Source organism: Microvirga sp. jy35 (assembly GCF_056148915.1).
Genome location: NZ_JBWBEW010000036.1, coordinates 1 through 19,738, shown reverse-complemented (window position 1 = coordinate 19,738; position 19,738 = coordinate 1). Strand labels below are relative to the sequence as shown.

20 protein-coding genes and 1 tRNA gene are annotated in these 19,738 nt (G+C 63.6%); 16 read left to right on the top strand and 5 right to left on the bottom strand.

The genetic code is table 11. The features are described from left to right. Nucleotides 1-402: 402 nt before the first annotated feature. Entirely contained in the window at nt 403-1,179 is a 777-nt protein-coding gene (locus AC0QTX_RS21030) for an ABC transporter substrate-binding protein (RefSeq protein ID WP_474605772.1), read from the top strand. A gap of 12 nt (nt 1,180-1,191) precedes the next feature. On the opposite strand, the gene cobU is transcribed toward AC0QTX_RS21030, so the two are convergent. Together cobU and AC0QTX_RS21020 are read right to left on the bottom strand one after the other, a co-directional pair. Then, nucleotides 1,192-1,737: a bifunctional adenosylcobinamide kinase/adenosylcobinamide-phosphate guanylyltransferase gene (gene cobU / locus AC0QTX_RS21025; RefSeq protein WP_474605771.1), complete on the bottom strand. Its 546-nt coding sequence runs from the start codon at nt 1,735-1,737 to the stop codon at nt 1,192-1,194. 6 nt (nt 1,738-1,743) lie between these two features. Continuing rightward, nucleotides 1,744-3,135, bottom strand: a complete 1,392-nt coding sequence (locus AC0QTX_RS21020) for a sensor histidine kinase (RefSeq protein WP_474605770.1) — start codon at nt 3,133-3,135, stop codon at nt 1,744-1,746. Nucleotides 3,136-3,397: 262 nt separating this feature from the next. Between AC0QTX_RS21020 and AC0QTX_RS21015 the strand changes: the two genes are divergently transcribed. The 8 genes from AC0QTX_RS21015 (at nt 3,398) to phoB (ending at nt 11,238) form a co-directional block, all read left to right on the top strand. Further along, complete coding sequence (locus AC0QTX_RS21015; protein WP_474605769.1) at nt 3,398-4,462, top strand: lysylphosphatidylglycerol synthase domain-containing protein; 1,065 nt, start codon at nt 3,398-3,400, stop codon at nt 4,460-4,462. 57 nt (nt 4,463-4,519) lie between these two features. Continuing rightward, a complete protein-coding gene (locus tag AC0QTX_RS21010) occupies nt 4,520-5,818 on the top strand; it encodes an ATP-binding protein (protein ID WP_474605768.1) in 1,299 nt (432 codons plus the stop codon). A 177-nt stretch (nt 5,819-5,995) separates the two neighbouring features. Next, complete coding sequence (gene pstS / locus AC0QTX_RS21005; RefSeq protein WP_474605767.1) at nt 5,996-7,039, top strand: phosphate ABC transporter substrate-binding protein PstS; 1,044 nt, start codon at nt 5,996-5,998, stop codon at nt 7,037-7,039. A 35-nt stretch (nt 7,040-7,074) separates the two neighbouring features. After that, nucleotides 7,075-8,049, top strand: a complete 975-nt coding sequence (gene pstC, locus AC0QTX_RS21000) for a phosphate ABC transporter permease subunit PstC (protein WP_474605766.1) — start codon at nt 7,075-7,077, stop codon at nt 8,047-8,049. A 7-nt stretch (nt 8,050-8,056) separates the two neighbouring features. Further along, nucleotides 8,057-8,965: a phosphate ABC transporter permease PstA gene (gene pstA, locus AC0QTX_RS20995; RefSeq protein ID WP_474605765.1), complete on the top strand. Its 909-nt coding sequence runs from the start codon at nt 8,057-8,059 to the stop codon at nt 8,963-8,965. Next, a complete protein-coding gene (pstB, locus tag AC0QTX_RS20990; protein WP_474605764.1) occupies nt 8,962-9,780 on the top strand; it encodes a phosphate ABC transporter ATP-binding protein PstB in 819 nt (272 codons plus the stop codon). The genes pstA and pstB overlap by 4 nt, the downstream gene beginning before the upstream one ends. Nucleotides 9,781-9,805: 25 nt before the next feature. After that, a complete protein-coding gene (gene phoU / locus AC0QTX_RS20985) occupies nt 9,806-10,519 on the top strand; it encodes a phosphate signaling complex protein PhoU (RefSeq protein WP_036348087.1) in 714 nt (237 codons plus the stop codon). A 2-nt stretch (nt 10,520-10,521) separates the two neighbouring features. Then, nucleotides 10,522-11,238, top strand: coding sequence for a phosphate regulon transcriptional regulator PhoB (gene phoB / locus AC0QTX_RS20980; RefSeq protein WP_474605763.1), 717 nt, complete (start codon nt 10,522-10,524; stop codon nt 11,236-11,238). Between the two features lie 76 nt (nt 11,239-11,314). Here phoB and AC0QTX_RS20975 read toward each other — a convergent pair whose 3' ends face one another. Beyond that, a complete protein-coding gene (locus AC0QTX_RS20975) occupies nt 11,315-11,854 on the bottom strand; it encodes a GcrA family cell cycle regulator (protein ID WP_474605762.1) in 540 nt (179 codons plus the stop codon). Nucleotides 11,855-12,228: 374 nt separating this feature from the next. On the opposite strand from AC0QTX_RS20975, the gene AC0QTX_RS20970 reads away from it, so the two are divergent. From AC0QTX_RS20970 to AC0QTX_RS20960, 3 genes are read left to right on the top strand one after another with little or no spacing between them, the layout of a single operon-like run. Next, the gene (locus AC0QTX_RS20970) at nt 12,229-13,437 is read left to right on the top strand and encodes an acetylornithine transaminase (protein ID WP_474605761.1); all 1,209 of its coding nucleotides are present in this window, start codon (nt 12,229-12,231) and stop codon (nt 13,435-13,437) included. Beyond that, the gene (gene argF, locus AC0QTX_RS20965; RefSeq protein WP_474605760.1) at nt 13,434-14,360 is read left to right on the top strand and encodes an ornithine carbamoyltransferase; all 927 of its coding nucleotides are present in this window, start codon (nt 13,434-13,436) and stop codon (nt 14,358-14,360) included. The genes AC0QTX_RS20970 and argF overlap by 4 nt, the downstream gene beginning before the upstream one ends. Next, on the top strand, nt 14,357-15,346 hold the full coding sequence (locus tag AC0QTX_RS20960; protein WP_474605759.1) for an Hsp33 family molecular chaperone: 990 nt from the start codon (nt 14,357-14,359) through the stop codon (nt 15,344-15,346). The genes argF and AC0QTX_RS20960 overlap by 4 nt, the downstream gene beginning before the upstream one ends. A gap of 147 nt (nt 15,347-15,493) precedes the next feature. On the opposite strand, the gene argE is transcribed toward AC0QTX_RS20960, so the two are convergent. Both argE and apaG read right to left on the bottom strand, forming a co-directional pair. After that, entirely contained in the window at nt 15,494-16,666 is a 1,173-nt protein-coding gene (gene argE / locus AC0QTX_RS20955; protein ID WP_474605758.1) for an acetylornithine deacetylase, read from the bottom strand. Nucleotides 16,667-16,674: 8 nt separating this feature from the next. Then, nucleotides 16,675-17,067 (bottom strand): Co2+/Mg2+ efflux protein ApaG, encoded by a 393-nt coding sequence (apaG, locus tag AC0QTX_RS20950; protein WP_474605757.1) that lies wholly within the window; start codon nt 17,065-17,067, stop codon nt 16,675-16,677. 87 nt (nt 17,068-17,154) lie between these two features. Between apaG and AC0QTX_RS20945 the strand changes: the two genes are divergently transcribed. The 4 genes from AC0QTX_RS20945 (at nt 17,155) to AC0QTX_RS20930 (ending at nt 19,530) form a co-directional block, all read left to right on the top strand. Next, the gene (locus AC0QTX_RS20945) at nt 17,155-17,781 is read left to right on the top strand and encodes a CDP-alcohol phosphatidyltransferase family protein (protein ID WP_474605756.1); all 627 of its coding nucleotides are present in this window, start codon (nt 17,155-17,157) and stop codon (nt 17,779-17,781) included. Nucleotides 17,782-17,856: 75 nt separating this feature from the next. Continuing rightward, complete coding sequence (locus AC0QTX_RS20940) at nt 17,857-18,948, top strand: 2'-deoxycytidine 5'-triphosphate deaminase (protein ID WP_474605755.1); 1,092 nt, start codon at nt 17,857-17,859, stop codon at nt 18,946-18,948. Nucleotides 18,949-18,993: 45 nt separating this feature from the next. Continuing rightward, a tRNA-Gly gene (locus tag AC0QTX_RS20935) sits at nt 18,994-19,068 on the top strand. 276 nt (nt 19,069-19,344) lie between these two features. After that, the gene (locus AC0QTX_RS20930; protein WP_474605754.1) at nt 19,345-19,530 is read left to right on the top strand and encodes a hypothetical protein; all 186 of its coding nucleotides are present in this window, start codon (nt 19,345-19,347) and stop codon (nt 19,528-19,530) included. Nucleotides 19,531-19,738 lie beyond the last annotated feature (208 nt).

Here is a 19,738-nt window from a genome sequence, read left to right as displayed (position 1 = left end):
CAGGTATGCGGTTGTTCTTCGTTCAAGTGAGGTGAGTATGTGCGTGGCAGATATGTCCAGAATGGGTCAGCTTGACGGTGTTTCTGGACTTTGTTCCCACGTGCGACCTTTTGCAACTATCCGGATGCAGGGGATAATCTTTGAAAAACTCAAGCAAATGAAGGAATGTGGTTACGAAAACCTTTCTGAGGCAGATAATTGCCTGAACCATATGGGTCATTCGGCCGCACTTAGGAAATTGCTCAGCTTTCCATGCCGCAATGTATTCTGGCTTGATCTGCAGGGCCGCAGCCTTCAGCAAACAGGCACTCACTGCTAGGTGGGATGATCTCAATGCCTCGTGACAGCCGTTCCGCAGGATTTGGCTTTCTCATCATGTGCCTTTTGGGGATCTCTGCGGCCATGGCTCAGCCAACGCCGCATCGGGTCGCCTCCCTCAATCTCTGCACGGACCAATTGCTGCTGGCGCTGGCCGATCGTCACCAGATTGCCTCCTTGAGCCGGCTTGCCCGCGACCCAACCCTCTCGTTCATGGCAGAGCAGGCTGCAGACCTGCCCCTGAACGAGGGTGGGGCAGAGGCCATTCTGTTCAGCAAGCCCGATCTCGTGCTGACTGGCACCCACGGCCAGCACGATCAGGTGACCGTCCTGAAACGGCAGGGCCTGGAGGTTCTCCAGCTCGGCCCCTGGTCAGGGCTGGCGGAGGGGCGCGAGCAGATCAGGAAGCTTGCCAGCAGGCTCGGCCATGCGGATCGGGGTGAGGTCCTCGTCGCACGGATCGAGGCGGCCTTGGATCAAGCAAGGAAGACCGTCGCGAACGGGCGCAGCATCCTGGTTTATGAGCGCGGGGGATGGGTTGCGGCTGCCCGTTCGCCTTTGAGCGAAGTGCTGGTGCAGATGGGCTTCACGCTGCACCAGGAGGTTCTCGGCCTCGATGCCGGAGGCGTCGCGCGCCTCGAAACGATCGTCGCCGCTCCGCCGGACGTCATGCTCGTCGATGCAGGGTCGGAGCAGGCTATCGACAATGGCACGGCACTGCTGGCTCATCCTGCGCTGGCTGCTGCGGTGCCTCGTGAACGGCGCCTTGCGATAGCGGGAAACCTCACGATCTGCGGAGGCCCCTCGACCCCAGCCTTGATCGAAGCCCTGCGCGCCGAGGTGAAATCCAGGCTGCCCTGAGAGGGGCCGGGCTCAAGCCAGCCTCAGATCCAGGCGAGGGGCCGGCTTCAGGAGGAGCGGGCAGCCTGCGGCTACGAAGACCACCGCATCACAGGCTTCCGCAATCCTCTGGTTCAGGCGCCCCTGCTCGTCGCGGAAGGAGCGCCCAAGAGGTGTCGAGGGCACGATGCCCTGACCCACCTCGTTCGAAACCAGGATGAGAGGGCCCTGCGTTTCCCGAACCGTGTGCATCAGCCGGTCGGACTCGTGTGTCGGGTCGCATTCGGCGAGAACGATGTTGGAGAGCCAAAGGGTCAGGCAATCGACAAGCACGGCCTTTCCGGGGCCGGTCTGCTCCTGGATGGCTCGCGACAGCTCCAATGGGGCATCGACCGTCCGCCAGGAGCGGTCGCGTTCCAGACGGTGAAGAGCGATGCGCTCGCGCATCTCGTCGTCGAAGGCCTGCGCCGTCGCGACATAGATCCGCTGCGATGAGGATTGCTCGGCAAGCTCCAGGGCGATGCGGCTCTTGCCGGAGCGCGCTCCGCCCAAAACCAGGACGCGGCGATACGAAGGCATGGCCGGTCAGGCGCTTAGCCGGTCGACGGGGACGACCATGTGAACGCTCAGCCCCTCGCGCCGCCACTCCCGATCGAGGCTTCCCCCGAGTTGCCCGGCGATGCTCCTCTGGGACAGCTGCGTGCCGAAGCCTTCGAAGGTCGGAGGGCCTTCGATCGCTGGTCCGCCCCACTCGGTCCAACGCAGATCCACGTTCTCGCCCTGGAGCGTCCAGCGGATGGTGAGTTCGCCCTCGGAGGATGAGAGACATCCATATTTGGCGGCGTTCGTGGCAAGTTCATGCAGAACCAGAGCAAGACTCGTGGTCGTGCTGGAACCCACGGCAACGCCTGGCCCTTCGATTGCAATCCTGTTCTGGCCGGATTGCCTGTAGGGCTCAAGGACCGCCTCGATCAGGCGGGAGAGCTCGACGTCAGCGCCGGAACCTGTGTCGGTTGCGGAGGCCGGCTGCACCAGCTCATGAGCCCGTGAAAGGGCGCTGAGCCGCCCTCTCAGCGCAGTCGCCATGTCCTTGGGGTCCTTGGCCGTACGGGCCGTCATCGACACCATGCCGTTCGCGATGGCGAACAGGTTCTTCACGCGATGATTGAGTTCCCGCGTCAGAAGCTTCTGCGCTTCCTCGAGAGCTTGGCGCTCCGTAATGTCGCTGATCACGCCGTAAATGCTGACGGCGCGACGGGTGCCGCCGTCATTCACGTGAAGGGCCTGCCCGTGAGAACGGAACCAGCGGAGATTCCCGTCAGGAAGCTGCGCCCGGTAGCGATTGTCGTACTTGCCATCCGATCCCGGAGCAACTGCAGCGGCGATCCGTGCCTTGACCTCCTCCCGGTCCTCGGGATGGACCATGTCCCAGGCCTCATCCAGCGTTAGGCTGTACAATCCATTGTGAGGAAGGCGATAGAGGGCGCAGCTTCCCTCATCCCAGGTGATCTGACGCTTTTCGAGATCGATCTGCCAGGTTCCGAGATGGGCAGCCTCGAGGGCTAGGCGATATTGGCTCTCGAGCATCCGAACGGCTTCCTCTGCCTTTTTCTGCTCGTCGATGTTGGTGCTCGTGCCGAACCAGCGGGTGATCTGGCCGGTGAGGTCCTGGATCGGGATGGCACGGCTGAGAAACCACCTATGGTCGCCTGCGGCACTCCTGATCCGGTGTTCCCACTCAAAGGCCTGGCCGGATTCAAGGGAGCGCCTCCAATGGTCCCGGGTCTCGGCCAGATCATCCGCATGGACGGATTCCTGCCAGCCGTCGCCCAAGATCTGCTCGCCTGAGCGGCCCGTAAACTCACGCCAGCGGCGGTTGACATAATCGACATATCCATCCGGTCGGGCCGACCAGACGAGTTGGGGCAGAGACTCCGCCAGAACGGCATATTGGGTTTCTGTATCCTTGAAATCCACGCAGAACTCCTGGGCCATTCGTATGGCCAAAGTCACTCACAGGCCAGCTTCGATCAGGGAAGCATTGTTGTAGGCCTTTTTCGAGGCTGACAACCCACATCCGCTCCCATGTGAATTTTCTGGGCGCAAAGAGTAGCGCCAGTCCTGCGAAACCATTAAAAGGCCGCCTGCGTCTGGCGGTTCTCCCCGCCAGCGCATAGATGCAGGACAGCCCGCGCACCTGATGCGACCTTTCCTACGCTGAGGCTGATTGACAGTTTTCATGAACGATATGAGCTCCCGCTCGGTGTCCCCACCGGAGATGTCATCTGCCGAGGCCCTTCAGCCGAAGGAGCGCCGCTCCAAGCGGTTCGCCTGGATCGGGATGGCTGCGAGCCTTCTCCTGTTCGGCGCTTCGCTTGTCGTTCTCTGGCACATCGTGTCCGACATTGACGTCAACGAGCTGAAGTCCGCGTTCACGGCTGCCAGCCTGCGTCAGATCGGTCTGGCGGTGCTCTTCACAGCCATCAGCTACAGCCTGCTGACCTGCTACGATGCTATCGCTCTGCGCCAGCTCAAGCTGCAGATTCCCTACCGCACCACCGCCCTGGCTTCCTTCACGAGTTACGCGGTGAGCTTCACCCTGGGGTTCCCGCTGCTCACGGCTGGAACGGTCCGCTACTGGATCTATTCCCCCAAGGGTGTGAAGCCGGGGCGGGTGGCAAGCCTCACCGTGATCGCCGGGGTCACCTTCTGGCTCGGCATGGCGCTCGTGCTCGCCTGGTGCCTGATCAGCAAGGCCGACGAACTGGCGAGCCTCGTCTACACCCATATCTGGATGAACCAGCTCGTCGGCTTGGGTGCCGCCGTCTTCGTTGCCGCCTACATGGTCTGGGTTTCGCTCAAACGCCGTTCGGTCAAGATCCAGGGCTGGAAGCTGGAGCTGCCGGGTTTCCGCCTGTCCCTCGCGCAGATCCTGATCGGCGCCGGCGATGTCTGCGCCGGTGCGGGCGTTCTCTTCGTGCTCCTGCCGGGCGGTCACAACCTCAGCTTCGAGACCTTCGTGGCAGTCTACATCTTCGCCGTCATGCTGGGGGTGGCCAGCCATGCGCCGGGAGGCTTGGGGGTCTTCGAGGCCACCATCCTTCTCGCCCTCTCGAGCTATCCGAGGGAGCCGGTCCTCGGAGCGCTGCTCCTCTATCGCCTGTGCTACTACCTCGTTCCCTTCGTAATCGCTCTCTCGCTCCTCGGCGGTTATGAGATCCGCAATCGTATTCGGGCAGCGCGGCTCGCCTTCAAGCCCGATGAGGATGAGGTCGCCGCCGGGGCGGAGCTTGGCGGGAGATGACACCTGCCGGCGCGTGCCTTAAAGAAGGCGTGCAATCCCTCCGAGACATCCTGTTCCATGAGCGCTCCCGACGACCCGACGCCGGAACCCAAACCCCAGGGCGCCGCACTGCTGCGTGATGCAGCCGTGAGAGCCGCGGTGGTCACGTGCTTCGTCATGGTGATCGTCACGCTGGCGCGGGGCAATGGAGATGCCTGGCTTCTGATCTGGGCTGCCATCGCTATTCTCGCCGGCTTTGTGGTCGCCGGGCCGAAGCGCAGCCTCGGGGTCGGGGTTCGATCGCAACCAACCAAGCCCCAGCGTCCCAGCGTCGCCGAGGCGGTTCTGGCCCAGATCCCCGATCCTGTCATCCTGGTCGATCAGCGCGCCGTGGTCATCGAGGCCAACAAGGCCGCCTACGGCCTCCTGAGCGGACTGAAGACCGGGCACCCGTTATCCTTCGCGCTTCGCAGTCCCGACGTGCTCGACGGCATTCAGAGGGTTCTGGAGAAGGGCGAGCCCCTGAAGGTCGAGTATTCGGAAAGGGTTCCCACCGAGCGCACCTTCGAGGTGCATATCGGCCCTCTTCAGGCTGACGCACCGAGCACCGGGGTTCAGGCCGGGGTCGTCCTGTTCTTTCGCGACCTCACCTCTGCCCGCCGTCTGGAAGCCATGCGGGCCGATTTCGTGGCCAATGCGAGCCATGAATTGCGCACTCCGCTGGCCTCGGTGCTGGGCTTCATCGAGACCCTTCAGGGACCCGCCCGCGACGACGTGAAGGCTCGGGAACGCTTCCTCGACATCATGAAGGGCCAGGCGCAGCGCATGAAGCGGCTGATCGACGATCTCCTGTCTCTGTCGCGCATCGAGATGCGGGCTCATCTCTCTCCAACCCAGACGGTCGATCTTGCCTCCATCGCGTCCCAGATGGTCGAAACCCTGTTGCCGATGGCCCGGGAGAGGGGCGTCGTCATCCAGGCTAGGCTGCCAGAGCATCCCATTCTCGTGCGCGGCGACCGCGATGAGCTCTTGCGCGTTGCCGAGAACCTGATCGAGAATGGGGTGAAATATGGCGAGAGCGGCGGCAGGGTGGACGTGGAGATCGCCAGCATCGGATCCTCCCATGGCGAGCAGGGTCCGCATGTCACCTTTACCGTCCAGGATTACGGCCCCGGCATCGCGCCCGAGCACCTGCCGCGCCTGACGGAGCGGTTCTACCGCGCAGATGTGGCCCAGAGCCGCGACAAGGGCGGGACGGGCCTGGGGCTTGCCATCGTCAAGCACATCGTCAACCGCCACCGGGGCCATTTCGACATTGCCAGCGAACCGGGGCAGGGCGCCCGGTTCACGGTGACGCTGCCCGAGGCCCGTTCCTGACCGCAGCTTTCCTCAGGGCAGAAATCGAGACGCTCCAAGGGATCCGGAAGGAGTGTCATGTAATTGTCATCCAACTGTCGTAGAGGAGACATCCGTCGGGCCTAGCTGTCCCATCACGTGACGCGGCCCTGGCTTTGTAAAGCCGCCTGTCACGCTGCATGAACAGGAGATTGACCCTTGAAGATCATGTCCTACGCCATTGCGGCTGGCCTTGCCGTCGCGAGCTTTACGACCACGGCCTCTGCCGCTGACATCACCGGCGCAGGCGCGACGTTCCCGTTCCCGATCTACGCCAAATGGGCCGAGGCCTATAACAAGGAGACGGGTAACCGGTTGAACTACCAGTCCATCGGCTCCAGCGGCGGCATCCGCCAGATCCGGGCCAAGACCGTCGATTTCGGTGCGACCGATGCTCCCCTCAAAGGCGAGGAACTGCAGAAGGACGGCTTCGTTCAGTTCCCGGCCGTCATGGGCGGCGTGGTTCCCGTCTACAACGTCCAGGGCGTTTCCGCCGGTCAGCTCAAGCTGACGGGCGAGGTTCTCGCTGACATCTTCAACGGCAAGATCGCCAAATGGAATGACGCCAAGATCGCCCAGATCAACCAAGGCGTGACGCTCCCCAACGCGACGATCACTCCGGTCTACCGCTCCGACGGATCCGGCACTACCAGCGTGTTCACCACCTACCTGTCCCAGGTCTCCGAGCCCTGGAAGAGCGGGCCTGGCGCGGGCTCTTCGGTGCAGTGGCCCGTGGGTCAGGGCGGCAAGGGCAATGAGGGCGTCGCCGCTCTCGTGAAGCAGGTGCCGAACTCGATCGGCTATGTGGAATATGCCTACGCCAAGCAGAACAGCATCCCGTTCGCTCAGCTCCAGAACAAGAACGGCAAGTTCGTCTCGCCGGAAGCCAAGACGTTCCAGGCCGCTGCCGCCAATGCGGATTGGAAGTCGACCCCCGGCTACGGGATCTCGCTCACGAACCAGGCGGGCGATGAGGCTTGGCCGATCACGGCTCCGACCTTCATCATCGTTCCCAAGGCTCCCGAGAAGCCGGAGCAGGTGGCTGAAGCCTTGAAGTTCTTCGACTGGTCGTTCAAGAACGGCGACAAGATGGCTGTTGAGCTCGATTATGTCCCGCTTCCCGCCCAGCTGAAGGATCAGGTGCGCGCGACGTGGAAGAGCGAGATCAAGAACGCTTCGGGTCAGCCTGTCTTCACGCAGTAATCTGACCTCGATCAAACAACACAGCGGATCGGCGAATGGTAGCTCTCTCGCAAGAACGTCTCGTTACGAGCGCGGATGCTCCCGCTCGTCGGTCCACTCCACCCAGCTTCGACAGGCTCTTCCGACTGGCCAGCCTCGCATCCGCCCTTCTGGTGCTGATCGTGCTGCTGGGCATCATCGGATCGATGATCTACGGCGGGATGCCCGCTTTCCGTGAATTCGGCCTCGGCTTCATCACGTCGAGCGTCTGGAACGTCAACGAAGACCAGTACGGCGCCTGGGTTGCCATCGTCGGAACGCTGACGACGGCGCTGATCGCCCTTGTGATCGGCGTGCCTCTGTCCCTGGGCATCGCCATTTTCCTGACGCAGCTCTGCCCGCCCTGGCTCAAGCGGCCCGTGGCGACGACCATCGAGCTCCTGGCGGCCGTTCCCAGCATCATCTACGGCATGTGGGGCCTCTTCGTCTTCGCGCCTCTGTTCGCCAACTACGTTCAGATCCCCGTCTCCAACATCGTCGAGGGAATGCCGATCATCGGCACCATCCTGTATGCGCGCACCCCCTCCGGCGTCGGCATTCTCACAGCCGGAATCATTCTGGCGATCATGATCATCCCCTTCATCGCCTCGATCGCGCGGGACATTCTCGATCAGATCCCGTCAATCCTGCGCGAGAGCGCCTATGGGATCGGCTGCACCACCTGGGAAGTGGTCCGCAACGTGCTTGTGCCCCAGGCCGGCGTCAGCATCATCGGCGCGATCATGCTCGGCCTCGGCCGCGCGCTCGGCGAAACGATGGCCGTGACCTTCGTGGTCGGCAATGCCAACCGCCTGTCGGGCTCGCTCTTCGACCCGGGCTCCACCATCGCGTCGCGCATCGCCAACGAATTCAACGAGGCCATCGGCCTGCAGCTGAACGCCCTCATGGCGCTGGGCTGCATCCTGTTCCTGGTCACGTTCACCGTGCTCGTGCTCGCCAGGATCCTGGTGTCCCGGGTGAAGGTGGGCTGAGGAGTACATGATGGACACCGCTCTGCAGCACCCGGCCGCAGCTGAACCGACGACCGCTCCTGCCCCCTGGGGGCGGGTGCGCCGCAGCCGCCACGTGGCCGACCGCGCCCTCAAGATCATCTGCACCTTGTTCACGGTCCTGGGCGCCTTCGTCCTCGGCTGGATCCTTCTGATGCTCCTCGTCGAAGGGATCGGCGGCATGTCGCTGGCGGTGTTCACCGAGACGACCCCGGGACCGGGGAGCCAGGGCGGCGGCATCGCAAACGCCATCGTGGGCAGCCTGATCCTCACGGTGCTCGGCATCGTGGTGGCGACGCCTGTGGGCGTGCTGGCCGGCACCTATCTCTCCGAGTACGGGAAGGGCTCGAAGCTCGCGGAGGTCATCCGCTTCGTGAACGACATCCTGCTCGCCGCGCCCAGCATTCTCATCGGCCTCTTCGTCTACATGCTCATGGTGCAGCCCATGGGCGGCTATTCCGGCTGGGCGGGCGGGGTGGCCCTCGCGATCATCGCGGTTCCCGTGATCGTGCGCACCACGGAGGACATGCTGCGCCTCGTGCCGGGTCCGCTGCGCGAGGCGGGTGCTGCGCTCGGTGCGCCCATGTCGACCGTGATCATCAAGATCAGCTGGAAGGCGGCTCGGGCCGGCATGGTGACCGGCGTGCTGCTGGCCACCGCCCGCATCGCCGGCGAAACCGCGCCGCTGCTGTTCACGGCCCTCAACAATAATTTCTGGTTCAACCCCAACCTGATGGGTGGCGTCGCCAACCTGCCGGTCATGATCTACCAGTTTGCGCTCTCGCCCTATGAGAACTGGCGCGAACTGGCATGGGCCGGCGCCCTCATCATCACCATGTCGATCCTGGCGCTGTCGATCGTGGCGCGCCTGCTCCTGAGGAAGGATAGAGTCCGATGAGCACGATTGCCCTTAATACGAGCAGCGCCGTCGGAAAAGCCGCCGCTGGAAATGCAGAAGCGCCGGTGCGCATCGCCGTCAGAAACCTGAATTTCTATTACGGCGACTTCCGCAGCCTGAAGGATATCTCCCTCGACTTTTACGACCGGCAGGTGACGGCGCTCATCGGCCCGTCCGGCTGCGGTAAGTCGACCCTGCTGCGCACCTTCAACCGCATCTACAGCCTGTACCCTGAGCAGCGCGCGGACGGCGAGATCCTGCTCGACGGGCAGAATGTCCTGTCGCCTTCGATCGATGTGAACGAACTCCGCGCCCGCGTCGGCATGGTGTTCCAGAAGCCGACGCCGTTCCCGATGTCGATCTACGACAACATCGCATTCGGCATCAAACTCTACGAGAGGCTGCCGAAATCAGAACTCGACGGCCGCGTCGAGGAGGCCCTGCGCAAGGCAGCGTTGTGGGATGAGGCGAAAGACAAGCTGCGTCAGTCCGGCATGAGCCTGTCCGGCGGCCAGCAGCAGCGCCTGTGTATTGCGCGCACCATCGCGCAGAAGCCCGAAGTGATCCTCCTCGACGAGCCGACCTCGGCGCTCGACCCGATCTCCACCGGCAAGATCGAGGAGCTGATCGAGCAGCTCCGCTCCGAGTTCACCATCGTGATCGTCACGCACAACATGCAGCAGGCGGCGCGCATCTCGCAGTTCACCGCCTTCATGTATCTCGGAGAGGTCGTGGAGTTCGGGCCGACGACCAAGATGTTCATGAACCCCACCAAGAAACAGACCCAAGATTACATCACGGGCCGCTTCGGCTGATCGAAGCGGCTCAGGGAGAACCTTCATGTCAGAGCATATCGTCCGCTCCTACGACACCGATCTCCAGGGGCTCCGGCAGCGCATCGCCGAGATGGGCGGCATCGCCGAGAAGATGCTGGTCGATTCCGTTGCCGCGCTGGCCCGCCACGACAAGCCTCTGGCCCAGACGGTGATCGCGTCCGACCCGCGCCTCGATGTGCTCCATCGCGAGGTTGAGGAGAACGCCATTCTCACCATCGCACGCCGTCAGCCCCTGGCGGTCGACCTGCGCGAGACCATCTCGGCCATCCGCATCGCCGGCGACGTGGAGCGCATCGGCGATCTTGCCAAGAACATCGCCAAGCGGGCGCTTGCCATCGGCGACGACTTCCAGCCGCACAAGATCGTGGTCGGGCTCCGGCACATGAACGATCTGGTGATGGGCCAGCTCAAGGACGTGCTCGACGCCTATGCGCAGAAGGATACGGCGAAGGCGCTCGACGTGTGGAAACGCGACGGCGCCATCGACGCGCTCTACACCTCGCTGTTTCGCGAACTCCTCACCTACATGATGGAAGACCCGCGCAACATCTCGTTCTGCACGCATCTCCTCTTCTGTGCCAAGAACATCGAGCGCATCGGCGATCACACCACCAATATCGCCGAGACGGTCCATTATCTCGTCACGGCCGAAACGCTGGCCATCGACCGGCCCAAGAACGACCGTTCCATCGACACGACGGTCGAGGCAGGAGCCTGACCATGGGGCCTCGCGTTCTCATTGTGGAGGATGAGGAGCCCTTGATGCTCCTCCTGCGCTACAACCTCGAGGCCGAGGGCTACGAGGTGGACGGCGTTTCCCGCGGCGACGAGGCGGAGATCCGCCTGCGGGAGCAGGTGCCCGACATCGTGCTGCTCGACTGGATGCTGCCTGGACTCTCCGGCATTGAGCTGTGCCGCCGCATCCGCGCCCGGTCGGAAACCGAACGCCTGCCGGTGATCATGCTCACGGCGCGCGGCGAGGAGGGCGACCGCATCCGCGGGCTGTCCACCGGTGCCGACGATTACATCGTGAAGCCCTTCTCCGTGCCGGAGCTGCTGGCACGGGTCCGTGCGCTCCTGCGCCGGACGAAGCCCGCCCACATTGCGACCCTCCTCAGGGCTGGCGACATCGAGCTCGACCGAGAGACCCACCGGGTGCGCCGTGCGAGCCAGGAGCTGCACTTGGGGCCGACGGAGTTCCGCCTGCTGGAATTCCTGATGCAGAGCCCAGGCCGCGTCTTTTCCCGCGAGCACCTGCTCAATGCCGTTTGGGGCCACGACGTTTATATCGACGAGCGCACGGTCGACGTCCATGTTGGGCGCCTGCGCAAGGCGATCAACCTGCCGCGCAAGCCCGACCCCATCCGCACCGTGCGGGGCGCCGGCTACTCCTTCGACGAGACCTTTGCTCGCGAGGAGCAGGCGATGGAGGCCTGAACCACAGGATACAATCAAGGAAAAGGGCTGCGCTGAAGCGATCAGCGCAGCCCTTTTCTTTTGAAAACTTTGAGGTTTATGCCCGGGCGAGCTTCCGCTCGCGCTTCCGGTCGGCCACCGGCTGGTAGGCGATGCGGGCGTGGTGGGTGCAATAGGGAAGTCCCGTGATGGAGCGAGCCCCGCAGAAGCGGAATTCCGGCTTGGTCGGGTCGCCCATGGGCCAGCGGCACATTGACTCACGCAGGTCCATGATGGTCACGCGCTCGGAGACCGGGACGGCAAGGTCCTCCTCCACGTAGACGCTCGGCTCCTGGGTGATGGGCTGGAGCGCCATCGGCGCGACCACCACGTTGTTGACGTGGGGCTGGGGCGCAATCGGCGCCGGCGCGCTCGGCGCGCGGGTTCCCTTGCGGGGGCGGGCCGCCGCCGCGGAAGCGGCCGGCTTGGCATCCTTGGCGCGGCCGGACAGGCCGAGGCGGTGAACCTTGCCGATAACCGCGTTGCGGGTCACGTTGCCAAGCTCGGCGGCGATCTGGCTCGCGCTCAAACCATCGGTCCAGAGCTTCTTCAGAAGCTCGACCCGCTCGTCCGTCCAAGTTGCGCCCGCATCTATCATTTTCAATCTGCCTCCATCGGAGGCGGCCTTCAAACGCTCAGAATCCCGGATACATCGCGGACAGGGTTTTTGTGTCCGACCGCGTTGCTTGGGCCGCTCCTGAGGGTGAATGCCGCCGCACGAATGCCGTACTCGACTGACCCGAAGTTACAGGATGGGTGGACTCCGGCGCAAGAGTCCCTGGACAGGGCCTGTCGTTTTCCCCAAGGAACTGACCTTTGGGAAAAGTTCCTTGTGATGAGTCAGTTCATTTCTCTTGAATTGACAGGGTCTCGCACCTCGGTAGAATCCCTATTCGTGCCGCCCCCGTTGGGGCGGCGCTTTCTTTTTCGGACCCGGGTGCGACCTTGGGTCCTTGGAGGCGGAGACAACCTGTGACATCGCCATTGCTGCCGACCTATGCGCGCGCCGAGCTTTCCTTCGAGAAAGGGGAGGGCCCCTGGCTCTTCGGCCGAGATGGCGAGCGATACCTTGATTTCGGGGCCGGCATTGCCGTCAATGCCCTCGGACACGCTCATCCGCACCTCGTTCAGGCCCTGACCGAACAGGCCTCCAAGGTCTGGCACACCTCGAACCTGTTCCAGATCCCCGAAGGGGAGCGGCTGGCCAAGCGCCTGGTCGAGAACACCTTCGCAGACGTGGTCTTCTTCTCGAATTCCGGCGCCGAGGCGAATGAAGCCGCCATCAAGATGGCCCGCAAGTATCATTCCGTGAACGGACATCCGGAGCGCTTCCGCATTGTCACCTTCGAGGGCGCCTTCCACGGCCGGACGCTGGCGACCATCGCGGCCGGCGGCCAGGCCAAGTACCTGGAGGGCTTCGGCCCCAAGGTGGAAGGCTTCGATCAGGTGCCCGTCGAGGACTTGGATGCCCTGAAGGCCGTGATCGGCCCTGAGACCGCCGCCTTGATGATCGAGCCGATCCAGGGCGAGGGCGGCATCCGGACCGTCTCCAACGCTTTCCTGCGCGAGCTGCGCCATCTCTGCGACAGCCAGGGTCTGCTCCTGATCTTCGACGAGATCCAGACCGGAGTCGGGCGCACCGGCAAGCTCTTCGCCTATGAATGGACCGGTGTGACGCCCGACATCATGTCTGTCGCCAAAGGCATCGGCGGCGGCTTCCCGATGGGTGCGTGCCTTGCCACGGCCGAGGCCGCCAAGGGCATGACGGTCGGCACCCACGGCACCACCTTCGGGGGCAACCCGCTGGCCATGGCGGTGGGCAACGCGGTGCTCGACGTGATCCTGGAACCCGGCTTCCTGAAGGAGGTGGAACGCAAGGGCCTCCTGCTCAAGCAGCGCCTCGCCGAGCTGAAGGATCGCCATCCTGGCGTCATTGACACTGTGCGCGGCAACGGCCTCATGATGGGCCTGCGCATTGTGGTGCCCAACACCGAGTTCATCGCCGCCGCCCGTGCCCAGAAGCTGCTCCTGATCGGGGCCGGCGACAATGTGGCCCGCCTCCTGCCGCCGCTGATCATCAGCGACGCGGAGATCGGCGAGGCCGTCAACCGCATCGAGGCCGCCTGCACGGCCATCGAAGCCGGGCAGGCCTCTGCCGCCCAGCGGGGAGCCGTTCAATGACAACCCGCCACTTCCTCGACTTGAGCGATTTCTCCGGAGCGGATATCCGGGGCCTTTTGAAGATCGGCTCCGAGATCAAGGCCAAGCGCCGCCGCGGCGAGAAGGCCAAGGAGCGCCCCCTCGAGGGCAAGGTCCTGGCTATGGTCTTCGACAAGCCCTCGACCCGCACCCGCGTCTCCTTCGATGTCGGCATGCGCGAGCTCGGCGGCGAGACCCTGATGCTTACCGGCAAGGAGATGCAGCTCGGCCGCGGCGAGAGCATCGCCGACACCGCGCGAGTTCTGTCGCGCTACGTGGACGCCATCATGATCCGCACCCTCGATCATGCCATGGTGACGGAGCTCGCCCAGTACGCCTCGATCCCGGTGATCAACGGTCTGACCAAGATGACGCATCCGTGCCAGATCATGGCCGACATCATGACCTTCGAGGAGCATCGCGGCTCCATCGAGGGCAGGACCGTAGCCTGGACGGGCGACGCCAACAACGTGCTCGCCTCCTGGGTTCACGCGGCGGCGCGTCTCGATTTCACCCTGAAGATCGCGTCCCCGCCGGAACTTGCCCCCCGTCCGGAGCTTTTGTCCTGGGCGAAACAGGAAGGGGCCAAGATCAGCGTGACCACCGATGCCTTCGAGGCCGCCGATGGGGCCCACGCGGTCATCACCGATTGCTGGGTGTCCATGGGCGACGACGACGAGTTCCGCCGCCAGAACCTGCTCAAGCCCTATCAGGTCAACGGCAGGCTCATGGGCGTGGCCGACAAGGAGGCCATCTTCATGCATTGCCTTCCCGCCCATCGCGGCGAGGAGGTGACGGATGAAGTGATGGACGGTCCGCAATCCGTTGTCTTCGACGAGGCCGAGAACCGGCTTCACGCCCAGAAGGGCATCCTAGCCTGGTGCCTCGGAGCAGCAAGCGCATGAGTTCAGCCTCGTTTGAAGGAAATGATGACGTCGTCCTCCCCTTCGCGGTCGAGCCCCTCGACGTGCGCGGGCGCGTGGTGCGCCTCGGTCCTTCCATCGACACAATCCTGGCCCGCCACGGCTATCCCGACCGGGTGGCCCGCGTCATCGGCGAGGCGGCGGCGCTCACCGTCATGCTCGGCGCGTCCCTCAAGCTCGAGGGGCGCTTCCAGTTGCAGACCAAGACCGACGGCGTCATCGACATGGTGGTGGTCGACTTCAATGCGCCGGACCGCCTGCGCGCCACGGCCCGGTTCGACAAGGACCGGCTCGAAACGCTCGATCCAGCCTCGGCGGGCACGGGCGAACTTCTAGGCTCCGGCTATCTCGCCATGACCATCGACCAGGGATCCGAGCGCAGCCGCTACCAGGGTGTCGTCGCGCTCGATGGCCAAGGCTTCGAGGAGGCGGCGCACCAGTATTTCCGCCAGTCGGAGCAGATCCCGACGCAGGTGCGGCTCGCCGTGGCCGAGCAGTTCGAGAACGGCCGCCACACCTATCGCGCCGGCGGTCTGATGATCCAGTTCCTGCCCTCGTCTCCCGAGCGCCTGCGGCAGGCGGATCTCGATCCGGGTGATGTTCCCGAGGGTCACCCGTCGAACGATCTGGCGGCGCCGTCCGAGGACGATGCCTGGATGGAGGCCAAGTCCCTGATCGGTACGGTCGAGGACCATGAGCTGATCGATCCCACCGTGTCCAGCGAGACGCTTCTCTATCGTCTGTTCCACGAGCGCGGCGTGCGCGTCTTCGAAGGGCAGCACGTGCATGAGGAATGCACCTGCTCGCACGAGCGCATCATGGGGATGATGCGCCGCTTTCCGCCGGAAGACCGCCGCGACATGGTGGGCGAGAACGGCCGCATCGGCATCACCTGCGAGTTCTGCTCCCGCTTCTACGATCTCGACCCGGTGAAGGTGGAGGCCGAGATCGCCAAGTCGGAAGCATAACGCGGCCTTTCAACACACACTCACCTCAATCCTGAGGAGCCGCCGTGAGGCTGCGTCTCGAAGGATCTTCCAGAGAGCACTGGATCCTCCTTGGAGACGGTCGCTCCGGGACCTCCTCAGGATGAGGTTAGGTGCTGACAGGTAAGTTTATGAACTCGCGCATGCCGCCGCGAGCCGGCGCATGAAGGCCGCGCCCGCTTCGAGCTGATCCAGCGTGATATATTCATCAGGCTGGTGCGCCTGATCGATGGAGCCAGGCCCGCAGACCACGGTTGGAATGCCTGCCGCCTGATAATGGCCAGCTTCCGTGCCGAATGGTACGGTCTGCGTGTGGTTCTTGCCAGCGAGCCGCAGGGCGAGAGTCTCCGCAAAGGATCCCGGTTCCGGTGCGAGGCCTGGCACGGCGACCTCAAGCTTCGTCTCGATCCGCCCGAAGTCACCGAAGCGGTTGAGACGCTTGAGGGCAACCTCCTGCGCGAATGTCTCCAGACGGTTTGGAATCTCCTCGGGATCGAGGTTCGGCAGGCCCCGGAACTCCCAATGGAAGCTGCAGGATTTCGACAGGATGTTGCGCGCCGTGCCGCCTGCAATCGTACCCACATGCACGGTCGTATAGGGCGGATCGAAGCGCCCGCTCGTGTCGCCGCGCTCCATCATGTCATCGCCGACGCGGTTGAGTTCCGCAATCAGCTCGGCCGCCGTCATCACGGCGCTCGCGCCGAGATACGGTTTCGACGAATGCGCCTCGAAGCCGTGCACCGTCGTGCTGAAGGTGACGACGCTTTTGTGTGCATCCACCACCTCCATCATGGTCGGCTCGCCCACGATGGCCGCCTTCGGCAGCGGCAGGTCATGGCCGAGGCGTCGGATCACGTCGACCACGCCGAGACAGGTCGTCTCCTCGTCATAGGAAAGCAGGATGTGAATCGGCGTCATGAGGTTCGCGGCCTGGAACTCCGGGATGAGCGCCAAGGCGAGAGCATCGAAGGCCTTCATATCCACCGCGCCGCGTCCATAGGCGCGCCCGCTCTCGACCCGCAGGGTGAAGGGATCGGTCGTCCAGGACTGACCTGTCACGGGCACCACGTCCGTGTGGCCGGAGAGCACGATGCCGCCACGGTCCTGCGGGCCGACCGTTGCATAGATGGCCGCCTTGTCGCCGGTTTGGTTCGGCACGCGCACATACGGCACATCCCAGCTCTGCAGGTAGTCTTCCACGAATTCGATCAGGGGCAGGTTCGACTTCGAGCTCACCGTGTCGAACGACACGAGCTTCGCCAGCATTTCGAGCGGCGTGAGCCGCTGGCCTTGGGATGACATCGGGAACCTCAGTGCAGCACGCGCTTCGCGCGCGGGATATCGAGTGAGAAGGCGGGGATTTCGGCGTCGAAGGTCTCGCCGCCGGCGGTTTCCATCAGGTAGGTGCCCTGCATGGTGCCGCTCGGGGTCGTCAGGGGGCAGCCGCTCGTGTAGCTGAAGCTCTCGCCCGGCCCGAGCACCGGCTCCTCGCCGACCACGCCAGCCCCGCGCACCTCCTGCACATGGCCGTGCTCGTCGGTGATACGCCAGTGGCGGGCGCGCAGTTGAACCCGCTCCAGGCTCCTGTTGATGATCTCCACCGTGTAGGCGAAGAAGTAGCGGCCGTCGTCGGGGGAAGATTCTTCGGGCATGTAGCGGGGCGTTACCGTCACAGAGATGCCGCGGGTCACAGCCTTGTACATGAGCTGCCTTCAGCCAGTAGAGGAGTTCGACCTCCCCGTGGTAAGGCCGTCCTCACACCTCGTCAATCGAGGCTGAGGAGAACGGCTATGCTCGACGGATGGATGCGGCGCAGGATGGATCCGCCGCTGGATCGCCTCGGGCAGAGCCTTGCAGGAATGGGGGTCGCCGCCGATGCCGTGACACTCGTAGGGCTGGGGATCGGCCTCGCCGCGGCCCTTATGATCACCCTGAATCTCGACGCGGCGGCGCTCGTCCTCTTCGGGCTCAACAGGCTCCTCGATGGCCTGGATGGCGCCATCGCCCGCTCCACCCGGCGGACGGACCGGGGAGGGTTCCTAGACATCGTGCTCGATTTCGCCATCTACGGAGCCATCCCTCTGGCCTTTGCCCTGCGGGACTCTGGCGCCTTTGCATTGCCGGCAGCCGTCCTTCTGTTCTCCTTCTATGTAAACGGCGCGAGCTTCCTCGCCTTCGCGGCCGTTGCCGCCAAGCGGCGCATGAGCAGCGACATCCGGGGCATCAAATCGATCTATTTCACGGCAGGCTTTATGGAGGGCACGGAGACGATCCTGTTCTTTGCCGTCATGATCCTGCTTCCGCAGCACTTCCCGATCTTGGCCTATGCCTTCGCCGGGCTGACTGTGATGAGCGCGCTGGCCCGCATCACCCTGGCTTGGCACGCCTTCCGGGACGATCCTGAGGAAAGCGATTGAGAATTCCGTAACAAGGCTTAGAGGATACTGTCAGGCTCAACACTCTGAAGACGGCAGGGCTCTCGGATGACGGACATGGTAGCGTTGAAGGACGGAATCCAATCGGCTGATGCCATCATGCGCCTGGCGGAGGCGGGTGCCATCAGACCTGAGACGCCCTTTGCGCCGGATCAGGTCCAGCCGGCGAGCCTGGATCTCAGGCTGGGGCGCCGGGCCTATCGGGTCCGGGCCAGCTTTCTGCCAGGCCGGAACCATACGGTGCGCGACCGTCTCGACCAGCTGAGCTTTCACGAGATTGATCTGAGCCTGGGTGCCATCCTGGAGACCGGCAGTGTCTATATCGCGGAACTCCAGGAGGAACTGGCTTTGCCAGGGGATCTCTCGGCGGCCGCAAACCCCAAGAGCTCCACAGGCCGTATCGACGTGTTCACCAGAGTCATCGCCGATCAGGGCCAGGAATTCGATACGATTGGGGCCGGCTATCGCGGGCGTCTCTACGCCGAGATCTCACCACGGACCTTCCCGGTGCTGGTCCGAACCGGAACTCGTCTGTCCCAGCTGCGCCTGCGCAGGGGCGAAGTGCGCCTGAGCGATGCGGAACTCCTGGAGCTCCATCAGCGCGAAAGGGTGGTGACCTCCGCCGAACCCTCGATCCAGGATGGTGTGGCGGTGAGTGTGGATCTCGCCGGTTTCGGGCCGGACAACCTGATCGGCTACCGGGCCAAGCGACACACGGGCCTCGTTGATGTGGACAAGCCGGGCTCCTGCCGCGTCGCCGACTTCTGGGAGCCGCTCTACGCGGATGCTTCCCACACCCTGATCCTGGATCCGGGCCAGTTCTACATCCTGGCCTCGAAAGAGGCCGTGCACGTGCCTCCGGATTATGCGGCCGAGATGGTGCCTTTTGATCCCCTCGTGGGCGAGTTCCGCGTCCACTACGCCGGCTTCTTCGATCCGGGCTTCGGTCATGCTGAAGCCGGAGGGGAGGGGGCCCGGGCCGTGCTCGAGGTGCGGTCCCGCGACGTGCCCTTCATCCTGGAGGACGGACAGATTGTTGGAAGGCTCGTCTATGAGCGCATGGCCGAGCGGCCGAAGGTGCTCTACGGCGCCGGCGCTGGCTCGAACTACCAGGCCCAGGGGCTGAAGCTCTCGAAGCACTTCCGCTGACCCCCCTTGCCGGATCGCCGGAAGGCCGGATATGAATAAGGGCGCGCGGGCGTAGTTCAGAGGTAGAACGTCAGCTTCCCAAGCTGAATGTCGTGGGTTCGATTCCCATCGCCCGCTCCATTTCTTTCACAATCGAGGCTAAGGCCGGCGGAACAGCGCTTCCGTTTACCTTGGCTGTCGAGGGAGTAGGGAAATGCCTTCGGTGTTCGCTTGCCGGGTGTTGACAAACGAACCGGGAATCGACATATCCGCAACCCCGCCGGAATTCAGTTCAGGCGAGCTTCAATCTCAAAAGACGCCGACGCTGCCGAGGTCTTCGGATCCCGTATGCGTTCGGGTCTCGATCGGTGATCCCAGAGGATCCTGATCTGCGGCACGAGCCATGAGCGCCAGTATATGGCAGCCCTTCATGGTTCCTCTGACGAAAAAAGAAGGTTCCAGATCGATGTTGTCGATCTGGATCAAGTAAACGCAGAGGCGAATACGCTCTCTGTGAACGCTGAAGCTTGCCTGATTGCTGAGGCGTGGCGACGGGCGATGCCGATTTCGGAAAAATTTTCGAAAATGGTGTTGACCTTCTGAGAGGGTTCGAGTAGAACATCTTCATCGACGGCGCGGTTCTTTGGGGCTGCTGCCGGGGGAAGCTTCAAGTCCTGGATCGTCCGCAAGGAAAGCCGGGGTCCTTGAGGTTCTTTCCAGTCTCTTGTGAGACATGCTCTTTGACATTGTTGAGAGGGGAAGAGAAGCGTAGGCGGCGGTGTCCTTGCGCCGATCCGCAAGGATCGGATGA

Excerpts from the sequence above, each read along its gene's own strand:
- AC0QTX_RS21030 (WP_474605772.1), top strand. The coding sequence starts at position 403 with ATGGCTCAGCCAACGCCGCATCGGGTCGCCTCCCTCAATCTCTGCACG.
- cobU (WP_474605771.1), bottom strand. The coding sequence starts at position 1,737 with ATGCCTTCGTATCGCCGCGTCCTGGTTTTGGGCGGAGCGCGCTCCGGC.
- AC0QTX_RS21015 (WP_474605769.1), top strand. The coding sequence starts at position 3,398 with ATGAACGATATGAGCTCCCGCTCGGTGTCCCCACCGGAGATGTCATCT.
- AC0QTX_RS21010 (WP_474605768.1), top strand. The coding sequence starts at position 4,520 with ATGAGCGCTCCCGACGACCCGACGCCGGAACCCAAACCCCAGGGCGCC.
- pstC (WP_474605766.1), top strand. The coding sequence starts at position 7,075 with ATGGTAGCTCTCTCGCAAGAACGTCTCGTTACGAGCGCGGATGCTCCC.
- pstA (WP_474605765.1), top strand. The coding sequence starts at position 8,057 with ATGATGGACACCGCTCTGCAGCACCCGGCCGCAGCTGAACCGACGACC.
- pstB (WP_474605764.1), top strand. The coding sequence starts at position 8,962 with ATGAGCACGATTGCCCTTAATACGAGCAGCGCCGTCGGAAAAGCCGCC.
- phoU (WP_036348087.1), top strand. The coding sequence starts at position 9,806 with ATGTCAGAGCATATCGTCCGCTCCTACGACACCGATCTCCAGGGGCTC.
- phoB (WP_474605763.1), top strand. The coding sequence starts at position 10,522 with ATGGGGCCTCGCGTTCTCATTGTGGAGGATGAGGAGCCCTTGATGCTC.
- AC0QTX_RS20975 (WP_474605762.1), bottom strand. The coding sequence starts at position 11,854 with ATGATAGATGCGGGCGCAACTTGGACGGACGAGCGGGTCGAGCTTCTG.
- argF (WP_474605760.1), top strand. The coding sequence starts at position 13,434 with ATGACAACCCGCCACTTCCTCGACTTGAGCGATTTCTCCGGAGCGGAT.
- AC0QTX_RS20960 (WP_474605759.1), top strand. The coding sequence starts at position 14,357 with ATGAGTTCAGCCTCGTTTGAAGGAAATGATGACGTCGTCCTCCCCTTC.
- argE (WP_474605758.1), bottom strand. The coding sequence starts at position 16,666 with ATGTCATCCCAAGGCCAGCGGCTCACGCCGCTCGAAATGCTGGCGAAG.
- apaG (WP_474605757.1), bottom strand. The coding sequence starts at position 17,067 with ATGTACAAGGCTGTGACCCGCGGCATCTCTGTGACGGTAACGCCCCGC.
- AC0QTX_RS20945 (WP_474605756.1), top strand. The coding sequence starts at position 17,155 with ATGCTCGACGGATGGATGCGGCGCAGGATGGATCCGCCGCTGGATCGC.
- AC0QTX_RS20940 (WP_474605755.1), top strand. The coding sequence starts at position 17,857 with ATGGTAGCGTTGAAGGACGGAATCCAATCGGCTGATGCCATCATGCGC.
- AC0QTX_RS20930 (WP_474605754.1), top strand. The coding sequence starts at position 19,345 with ATGGCAGCCCTTCATGGTTCCTCTGACGAAAAAAGAAGGTTCCAGATC.